The 9,590-nt window shown below is 48.9% G+C and carries 7 protein-coding genes; all 7 read right to left on the bottom strand.

The window, feature by feature from the left end:
* Positions 1-289 precede the first annotated feature (289 nt).
* Entirely contained in the window at positions 290-2,494 is a 2,205-nt protein-coding gene (locus tag D6694_01880; GenBank protein RMH47500.1) for a hypothetical protein, read from the bottom strand.
* Positions 2,487-4,895 (bottom strand): hypothetical protein, encoded by a 2,409-nt coding sequence (locus D6694_01875; protein RMH47499.1) that lies wholly within the window; start codon positions 4,893-4,895, stop codon positions 2,487-2,489. The genes D6694_01880 and D6694_01875 overlap by 8 nt, the downstream gene beginning before the upstream one ends.
* Positions 4,885-5,571 (bottom strand): hypothetical protein, encoded by a 687-nt coding sequence (locus D6694_01870; GenBank protein RMH47498.1) that lies wholly within the window; start codon positions 5,569-5,571, stop codon positions 4,885-4,887. The genes D6694_01875 and D6694_01870 overlap by 11 nt, the downstream gene beginning before the upstream one ends.
* A gap of 124 nt (positions 5,572-5,695) precedes the next feature.
* Positions 5,696-6,694, bottom strand: coding sequence for a hypothetical protein (locus tag D6694_01865; GenBank protein RMH47497.1), 999 nt, complete (start codon positions 6,692-6,694; stop codon positions 5,696-5,698).
* An 11-nt stretch (positions 6,695-6,705) separates the two neighbouring features.
* The gene (locus tag D6694_01860; GenBank protein RMH47496.1) at positions 6,706-8,340 is read right to left on the bottom strand and encodes a type I restriction-modification system subunit M; all 1,635 of its coding nucleotides are present in this window, start codon (positions 8,338-8,340) and stop codon (positions 6,706-6,708) included.
* On the bottom strand, positions 8,337-9,452 hold the full coding sequence (locus tag D6694_01855; GenBank protein RMH47495.1) for an anticodon nuclease: 1,116 nt from the start codon (positions 9,450-9,452) through the stop codon (positions 8,337-8,339). The genes D6694_01860 and D6694_01855 overlap by 4 nt, the downstream gene beginning before the upstream one ends.
* A gap of 3 nt (positions 9,453-9,455) precedes the next feature.
* A partial coding sequence (locus D6694_01850; GenBank protein RMH47494.1) for a restriction endonuclease subunit S occupies positions 9,456-9,590 on the bottom strand: 135 nt, incomplete at its 5' end.

Raw genomic sequence — 9,590 nt, 5'->3', positions numbered from 1 at the left:
TAGCTCGTCGGGCTCATAACCCGAAGGTCGTCGGTTCAAATCCGGCCCCCGCAACCAAACATAAGGCCTTGAAAACATTGAAGTTTTCAAGGCCTTTTTCTTGCCATCCATTTCTGTGACCACCCACTTGTGACCAATCTGTGACCAAATTGTGACCACAACTCAGAAGAGCTTCACTAACTTCTCGGCTAGCATCGTCTTTTTAGCACGCCCTGTGACCACATCCAAAACTCCGCCGGTCAAAAAACACCCGACGGTCATTAAATCCTCCCATCGTTTCAATTTTATTTTATGACCTTCGGGGATTGCTCATTGAAAGAATTCTGGCTTCCCGCCGCTGAAGATAATATCGGCATACCCACCCGAGACTGTTGGTATAGTTTTCAAGTGTGGTAAACCGATTGGAATGACCTAGAAGCTTGGAAATCATGATCATGTCTGTTGCTGAACCAACACAGGAGCCTCCCATTTCATACTGAATTCGCCACTGAACACCTCCAATTACCTCTGCCAGATCCGAAAGCATGTCATCCTGAAACCATGCATGGCGTCCGTCCAAATCAAGATTAAAACGCCCGACTCGGGCGTCAGTGCGAAATCTCTCATCAACCAGCATGAAGTAACGCACCAGTTGCCAGGAGGCAAACCCATGACGAAGAGCGTGCATTTTCTGCGCCCTACAACCTGCCCCAACCAGTAGCCGACCAATCCGCTTACTTAGCCTTTTAGTTGGAACTGGAAACTGGCCATCTCCATCAAGAAGAAAGGTTGCTCCTTGATTCCGCCTATTTTCTATGATGGATCGCAACCGTTCTAGGTGCCTATCAGGAATCAATAATCCATGTGGCAGGGTTCTTCTACTGCTAGGCAACTTACTTCGACCAACGACCAGCCTGTTATCGCCCTCAAAGCTATCCGGTCTCAAATAACATATTTCCTCACAACGAAGGCCGCAGTAAAATGCCAGCAATATGGCCAACCACCGATCGTCTGTCTGTGTACCCTCCAAAAGAAGGTCAACCTCATGTGGAAAAACGATTGAGCATTCGGCAAATTCGCGCCTAACCCGAAATGCATAGTTATTGAAATCGATCCTTGGAGCCAAATGCTTCTCACTCAAATATTCGTTAAAACGCTTCAGATGTGTAATGGCCGTCCGGCGACTTGAAGGCATGTAATCAACATCCTCAGCTAAATCTTTGATCATCTGTACCCATTCGTCTTTTGTAAGATCCTTGATTAATTTCCCCTCCTCAAGTGGAAACACACGGTTTGCAACCGCTGAAACATACCCTTTGTAATTGGAGAGCCTCATTTCCTTGAACCGATCTTGCTCTAGCATCCAGATCAACCAACTGGCCAACAAATATTCATTCTGACCAACTCGGCCATTTGAGCTTGCCTGATCAAGGCTCCTTTTTAGTTGGCCTGAAAGGTTGCGAATATTTTTCAGCCTTAACTTTTCATCGGGCCTATCCTGTTCCCTTATGACTTTATGCATCGACCTTACCCATTGATAGGGGTTATCACTGTTGATTTGGCATCTCTCCCCGCTACCGACGACGCCAACAGGGACTTGCGCTCCTCTCAAACGATTCCGTAAATGGGCAATTCCAACGAATGGAACTCCTCCCAGAGCACAACTTAGTCGTGATGATTGAATCCAGAAACTCATGTCCAGGTTTTCAGGGACGGGGCGATCTCGAAACGTTTGGGTCCAGAGTTTTGCAAGCTCACATTCTAAAAAGAATCTTCTCCGGCGCTTCTTATGGTGCCGATTTGTCATTCTCCAATCGGTGGGAAAAAGCGATCCATCCTTCCTCCCCCTATGAATCAAAAATTTAAAGCAGGCCTGGGTATATTCCCCAATATAATAATGCTTTCGCTGAGCCTGGGGCTTGTTGCTTATGGGCAACTCCACCACAGGCATATCACAGTCCAAATGAACCCAATCCCTGGCTATTGAACAGATCAAGCCATCTGCATTTGCCATCAACACCCCATCGAATGCGATCATGGATAATATGATTCGGCAACATAGTTCCTCCTGCTTAATCTTGATATTGGGTCTTCTTTTAACCATTGTCACGAGCAATGCCTGAAACTCACGCAGTTGCCTTATTTGATCAGGAGCGTATTCCAAGGCCAGATATTGCCTATTTGCAAGACGCACCTCTGGCCAGTAGCTAACCCTGAGGTCGGTTTCTTTTTTTATCAGCCTGAGTACATGGTCAAGGCCTACATTGATTCGAAATAATTCCTTCTCTGGAATCTTAGAGCGCCCATCCTCATCGGCAGCCCCTACATTTTGATAAAACTGTAATGCGACTCTTTTGTTCCACGTTCCAGAAAACTCAGGCGACAAAAACACCTCAACCACATGGCTTATAATGTCCCTTACGACCGGAAGCTTTAAATGGCTCTCTTTCTCGCGGATTTCATTTTCGATTTTTCTGGCAACATGAATGATGGCCTTCAACGTACTGTCACTCATTGAATGGACTCTCCAGTTCCAAAAAATCAACCACTTCTTTTTCGATCACATTTCTAAGAAAACTGGCCATGCTAGACCAAGAAACGAGAGAAGCTGACATTTCCGGCTCTCGGGATGCATGGCGATGGCCTGAAATAAAATCGATAACTTCTTGCTCCACTCCTATTTGATGCAGTCGAGTCATCAGGAAATGTCTGCATCCGTTTTTCAAGCCCACGAAATAACCATCTATCTGACCACATAACTCATCTAGGGTTTTTGAATTGACTGGGACCATTCTCTTGCTCCTTTCATCAACCAAAAATGCATGCCCCATCTCACATTCAGCCTCAAAGCCTTGTAGGGCCCACTTAGCAAAGCACCTGGGAATCAATTCAAAGCATTCCGTCAAGATGTGTCTCATGAAATCCGTCAAAGGGATAATGCGCGCCTCGCGAAAATGGCGATTCCATTTGTCGTCAACGAAAAGACTCATGTTTCCTAAATCCAAATCATCTTGACGCGGAAATGGGTCGCGTTGTGGACGCCGTCCGGTGCATAAACCTGCAATGAAATAAACATATGCTATATAGGCATTCCAGGCATCAGCGTTGGCCGAACAAAGCTTTCGCTTGGAACGAGGAAACGATCGCAACAAATTCGCTGCATGTTTTTTTAGAAGCTCTGGGGACGGAGTTTTGACTGCGCCAGCAAAATTTGAGCTTGTATCGGTTTGGCTGGGATCATGCTGGTAAGCCAAAGACTTCAATATATTGGTTGCTTTTTTCTCATTGGAGCAAATAAGCCTTGCAACTATGCGCCGCCATTCTCGTACGGTATGTGCCCAATGGATTGTAATATAGTAATGCTGGCTGGTTAAATGCGGCTGATGTGTCCCCCTCAAGATATCTGCTGCAAGCTCTGGTAGCCCGGCCCCATGGATAAAGTAAGCGTTGAATGTCGCGTTCAACCTGCCCAAAGTGATCGCTCTAAACCCATCTTTACCCAACGCCTTGAGTTCTTTTTTGGCTTTGGAGAAGTCTCTTTGCTTGAAAACCTTATCGCCCTGCTTCAGCCGGGGAAGATGCCGAGTCATGCTCCGAGGGAGCCGAAGACGCAGCACCAAAGGCACTTTTAGATATCCAGGAGAACCCTCCTCCCCCATCGAGTTAATCCACCACATCTCCCCAGCAAAGGGATTCAGATACCGATTTCCATTCAATAATTTTTCCGTCGCAGTCTCGTTAGGCTCGAATTCATCAGTAGTAATCCCTACACGGAATTTCTTCATTGAGCTTTCTGGCACGCCGAGAAAGAGGGCCAGAAACAGAATTGCACAATGTGGGCTACTTTCGGAGCTCTTTATATATCTATAGATCCGTTGAATATTATGGATTGATAGGACACTCGATTCCCAAGGGGCAATACGACTAGACGCAACCATCGACTCCTGCTTGCCCTTCACTTTTCGCTTTGCTTGCCAAGGGTCCGAAAACCAGGAGGCGGGCATGATAAATTCAAAGCCAGATTGATAATCAATGCCAAACTCTCCCGCCTCATCAACTTCTTCCTGCTTAATTTCCTCATGCACAAAGATGGGACAGACAACCCTGCCCCCTTCAACTGGCCTGAACCCATCATCAAGGTTCAAATCTTCATCGCATTCGGCGAAAATGGGAAAGAAGTCCTGAGATAAACGAGCATCTGGAGATCGTTCGAATAAAAGCCACCGCGCCTCTTTTGTTCCAGTGCCCCCACCTGCCGATCTTCCCAGCTTTGTCCTGTCCCGGAACAGTAAATCTGCGATATAAGTCCAGTCAGGATGAGTTGTTAATTTGGTTCCTTGCACCTTGGCGTTTGTTACTGCTTTAGCAAGTGCCAGCCTATATTCGTAAGTCCAATCAAATAGATTCCTTGCCGGAAACGTGCTTGCTGCAGCGGTAAGTTTTCTCGCGGCCAAACACAAATTATACCGGTAGCCATCGCTTGCACCTTCCATCTGCTCACAACACTGATTAATACGACAAAGAAAATTTGGGGATAGGATTTTGAAATTCTCATCCAAATGCTTGAATTTGGGTAAAGTGGGGTACATCAAATAGACATAAACTGGATTTTTTGTTTTGTAACCGTGAAGACTGCTGCTTCTGCCGCCGGCTTCGCTAACATCGTAGATTTCAAACAACTGTTGTTTATATAAAAATTTTTCGCCTGTCTTGCTTTCCCAAGCCGCGATTAGGTTTAACACAACATTTTTTGATTCCAGGAAAAGGGCCCCGTTATCCGGAAGTTCGATAAGTACAGCTATGAAATTGAATAGCTCGCTTAAGGGATCAGGAATTTTCAAGGCGTTCCGTGCTGGATGTTCGGGCAAAACAAATATTTTATAAAAGTTCAAGACCCGGATCAATTCAGCCTTCATTGTCGTCCTGCTCCAGATCCGTTTCTGTTATAGCCATCTCTTTATCGTCATCAATTGGCTTAAGGCCGATTATCTCGATAACTTGCCGGCGAATCTCTTTTGGCATCCTTTGGACATCCAAGCCCTTGAACCCCCGGGAACTAAAGCCGACAAATTCCCTTAGTAAATTCCCTCCCTTCCTGAAATGTCTTGAGAGAAGCTTGAAACAGCACGGCGCTGCAGTCGATTCGCCCAGATCCAACAGCCTGGTGAAGACAGCCGCACGAACACCTGTCGCTGCGGGACCAAATTTTTGGGAGAAAACAGTAAGGCAAGTATCGGCGTAAAAATGTGCAGGGATATTTTTTGCGACCCCCGTCTGGTCAAGGATACATTCGACTTCCTTGGTCCATCCCGCCTTCAGCAATATCAAATAGTACAAAAAACCACCGGACACCAAATAACTATCTTTTCCTTTGCGCGACTGGGGTTTTCGGATGACATGAATTCGGGCATTGGCTGCAAAGGTAATAGCGGCAGGGGACAAGCTATCGGAGATCAACCATGTTAAGAGTTCGAGTGGAAACGCCTTATTTATCTCATTGCTCCAGCATAGCTGATTCATGCTGAGAACAATGCATCTTCTACCCGATGGGGTTTCTTCCACTTGGGTATGATTTTCGTGCTCCAGATCCATCAATCACTCTCCTTGCATCACAAAACCTCCTCTCTCCCCGGTATCTCGATCGAGACAAACGCATTTTTAGCGGCTAAACCTCTCATGTCAAGCCCATTTTATACCCCACACACATCAAACGTATTTACTTGAGGATACTGGGGATCAAAACGCGGCTAATAATTTCCAGATCAGGGGTCGGATTTCGTATGGCGCCGCGAATCAATTTCAGGCGCCCATCTACATACTGTATGATCCCCACATTCTCAGGAATGCATTTGAAATGGTCGATATCCTCAGGAAGTGCGATCCAGGTAAAATCAAAATCCTTGGATATCTTGGTCACTGATGCCAGCCGATCTTTCGCTAGAGATGTCTTAACCTCAACTCCATGATAGAGAGCGTTTCCAAGTTCATCCTGAGTAATGGCTACAATATCAACGATCAATTCGTTTATTCGTTTATCGCTGAAGCACTCCCCCTTTGCACCCAAGACAGGATTCTCACTCTCGGCTAAATCCCTGCGAAGAGCCTCAAAGCACAGTTCTTCGAAAAGCTGCGCCCTCCTTATCTGATCTCTTGCGGGTAATTTGTTATATCGATCGGCAAATGGTCGCCGTCGAGTTTCGTCCGCAACTACATGACGAATCTTCTGCCAGATATCTCTCAATTCAGCTCGTGTAATTTGATTTCGGTAGAGGCGTTCGGATACTTCTTCGGCAACCTCGGAGGGAGCAGCTCTGGTAATCTTTTCAACCAGCTCTATTGACTCTGGGCGGGCATGTTCCGGGATGTCCATAGGGCCATTCATCTCATATCGGGTCCATATCTTCCGGGCTGACATTGCCGCCTTTCTGAAGCGCCAAAGGTTGCTTACCTGCATCCCCATCTCGTTGGCAAGCCGCTCGAGCCATTTATTCAACCCGGATGGCGGGCGTCCTTCGGCTTTTTTGGATTGCCCCTTCTGGACTAGAGCAACAAGGCCGTCAGCTGATTCAGAGTGCGCCTCCTCCCACTCCAGAATAAATTCCGCAATCCTTCGCCAATCAGCCTGTTGATGTTTCCACTCAAAGGCCGCCCTCCGGATTTGTCTTTCAAACCACCTTTCCGTTCGATCCTTTTCAGCTTTCGGGGCTTCTTGCATCAGGTTCTACCCTAATTACCCTTCTCGTTGCTCTGCCCTGATAGACTGGGCAGGCCTAACTCATCGAGAAAAGCATTGTGCCTGGCACTCGCATCCACGATCTTTTCTTCCAGCGATACAAGCGCATCATGAACTGCCCGCAGGTCAACCTCCGGCTCAGGCTCGGCCGTGCTGACATAACGGGAGATGTTGAGGTTGAAATCATGCTCCTCAATGATCTCTTCCATGCTCACCCGGCGGGAATATCGCTCTTCTTCCCTCCGGTACTGATAGGTCTCGACGATTTTATCAATATGCTCCGGAAGCAGTGCATTCTGACGCTTGCCCTTCTCGAAGTGCTCGGCCGCGTTGATAAAGAGCACATCATCGAACTTCTTGCATTTCTTCAGCACCAGGATGCAGACCGGAATCCCTGTGGAATAGAACAGTTTAGCCGGCAGTCCGATCACCGTATCGATATTGCCATCGGTAAGCAGCTTCCTGCGAATCTTTGCCTCCGCGCCGCCACGGAACAGAACGCCATGGGGCAGGATAATGGCCATGGTTCCTTCCTGGTGCAGGAAGTGGAAGCCGTGCAGCAGAAACGCAAAGTCGGCAGCCGACTTGGGTGCCAGCCCATAGCCCTTGAAGCGGAAATCCTTCTCCATCTCCTCGTTCGGCTTCCATCGGTAACTGAACGGCGGATTGGCCACGACGGCATCGAATTCGATTTTCCTTGCCGGGTTCTCCTCGCGCAAGAGCGGCCATTCATTGAGCAGGGTATCACCGTGGAAGATTTCGAATTCGGTGTCCTTCAGCCCGTGCAACAGCATATTCATCCGCGCCAGATTGTAGGTGGTGATGTTCTTTTCCTGCCCGTAAAGCTTGCCAATGCCATGCCTGCCCATGTGCCGGCGCACGTTGAGCAGCAATGAACCCGATCCGCAGGCGAAGTCGAGTACCTGGTTCAACCTCTCCTTCCGGCCTGTGGCCGGATCCTGGCTGTCCAGCGTGACGATTCCGGAGAGGATACTGGAAATCTGTTGCGGAGTGTAAAACTCGCCGGCTTTCTTGCCGGAGCCTGCAGCGAACTGGCCGATGAGATACTCATAGGCATCGCCCAGCAGATCGCGATCGGTCGGAAACTTCGCCAATCCTTCGGAAATCTCCTTGATGATGGTGCAAAGCCTCTCATTGCGCTGCTTGTAGTTCTTGCCCAGCTTCTCCGATTCGAGATTGATCTCGGAAAACAAACCCCGGAAGCTGCTCTCGAAGGATTCGTTTTCGATAAACTTGAAACCCTGTTCCAGCGTGTGCAGCAATTCATCATCCTGAGTTCTGGCCTTCTCGGCGATGCTGCTCCAGAGGTACTGCGGCTTGATGACATAGTGTACCTTGCGCCGCATGTGCTTTTCGAATTCTTCACTGTCTTCAGGGTTCCGCTCGCTCCAGACGAGCAGCGGTGAGCGTCGGTCAGATGAATCCAGCTCCGGCCAGTCCGAACCAAGCTCCTTTCTCGCTGCGTCCTCGTAGTTGTCCGAGAGGTAACGGAGGAAAAGAAACGCCAGCATGTAATCGCGGAAATCATCCGCATTCATCGCCCCGCGCAGCTGGTTGGCAATGCCCCAGAGAGTTTTGCCCAGTCGGGTCTGTTCTTGCTTGGTCATGCGGTGACCTCCTCAGTTTCAGCCTCCGGGAATATCTCCGGGTTAAAGTGGAATCTTTCCATAAAGTCGTCTAATAATTTTCGGAAGATTTCCTTGTTCTCTACCATCATCTCCTGTGGCTCGAACAGCGAATAGCCGCCGTGACTCAGCAACTGCACATATCGAAACTTCAGCGTGCCATCCTCGTCGTCCTCGACCTTGATGATATCGCCCACGTTATTAAAACCGTGGAAGGTCGCCGTCTTTTCCATGATGCTGCGCAGGATGGTGAAGTGATATGTGAAAAGCTGTCCCGATTCGGCAGCCTTGTGCAGCTCCTTGAGCATGGCCACATGGTAGAAGCGCGGTGTGTCCTTGGTATCGCGCAGTTGATAACCGGCACTGCCATGATTCAGAAAATAACGCGAAGCCCCTTTCATCTCATTGCACAGCACATTGAAGAAAAGCGTGTGATGGGAGGAGATGACGACCTTCAGCCGATTTTGCTCCTTGAGCATCTGCGCCAGATGGACGGCCACAGCGATGGCGTTGTTCTCATCCAGCGATGAAATGGGATCGTCGATATAGAGATACTTCACCCAGTCGTAGGCTTCCTGCCCATCAATGGCGAGCTCGGCGATGGCCAGGAAGAAGCACCAGATAAAGATATTCTCCTCACCACGGGATACCTTGATAGGCACGGGCGCTTTCTCGCCCTCATCATTTGTTTCCGTCTCCCGCCAGAAGCGGATCGTGGCCTTCTCGTAATCGATATCGAACTGGAAATCGGCATAGCGGAATAGGAAGGGACGAATCCGGTTCTCCATTTCCAGCTCGTCCAGGCCGTCGAAAAAACGGGAACCCCTGTTCATTTTGAGCACCCGCTCGCTGTCATTCTCCAGATCATTGTCCCAGGAGAACAAATCCTCGGTGAAGGCATTGAAATAGAGCGTATCGCGCGCGGTCACCTCGCCATCGGCATTGCGCTGCTTGCCAAGCTCCTTGAAGGCCATCGAGAGCCGCGTCTTGCCGGTGCCGTTGTAGGCAAAGAGCAGCGTCACCTTCTTGCCCTGATCGCGCAGGTGTTGCGCCAGCGAATCAAGCTCATCAAAAGTCTGGATGCTGTCCGCCATTGCTTAGCCGACCTCCTGCGGGAAGAGCTGCTGCATCAGGCCCTTCTTGTGCTGTTTGAGGGCATCGAGCTTCTGCGCCTCAAGCGCAATCAGCTCATCGAGCGACGACATACAATCCGCGATTTTTTGTTGTTCTTC

The sequence above is a fragment of the Gammaproteobacteria bacterium genome, from assembly GCA_003696665.1.
In the GTDB taxonomy this organism is placed as follows: domain Bacteria; phylum Pseudomonadota; class Gammaproteobacteria; order Enterobacterales.
Note: the sequence above shows the minus strand (reverse complement) of the source record. Positions and strands in the feature narration are given on the sequence as shown.

What these genes read in the sequence shown, in the direction of transcription:
- D6694_01860 (RMH47496.1), bottom strand. Translation starts at nt 8,340, where the DNA reads ATGACCAAGCAAGAACAGACCCGACTGGGCAAAACTCTCTGGGGCATT.
- D6694_01880 (RMH47500.1), bottom strand. Translation starts at nt 2,494, where the DNA reads ATGAGTGACAGTACGTTGAAGGCCATCATTCATGTTGCCAGAAAAATC.
- D6694_01855 (RMH47495.1), bottom strand. Translation starts at nt 9,452, where the DNA reads ATGGCGGACAGCATCCAGACTTTTGATGAGCTTGATTCGCTGGCGCAA.
- D6694_01865 (RMH47497.1), bottom strand. Translation starts at nt 6,694, where the DNA reads ATGCAAGAAGCCCCGAAAGCTGAAAAGGATCGAACGGAAAGGTGGTTT.
- D6694_01875 (RMH47499.1), bottom strand. Translation starts at nt 4,895, where the DNA reads ATGAAGGCTGAATTGATCCGGGTCTTGAACTTTTATAAAATATTTGTT.
- D6694_01870 (RMH47498.1), bottom strand. Translation starts at nt 5,571, where the DNA reads ATGGATCTGGAGCACGAAAATCATACCCAAGTGGAAGAAACCCCATCG.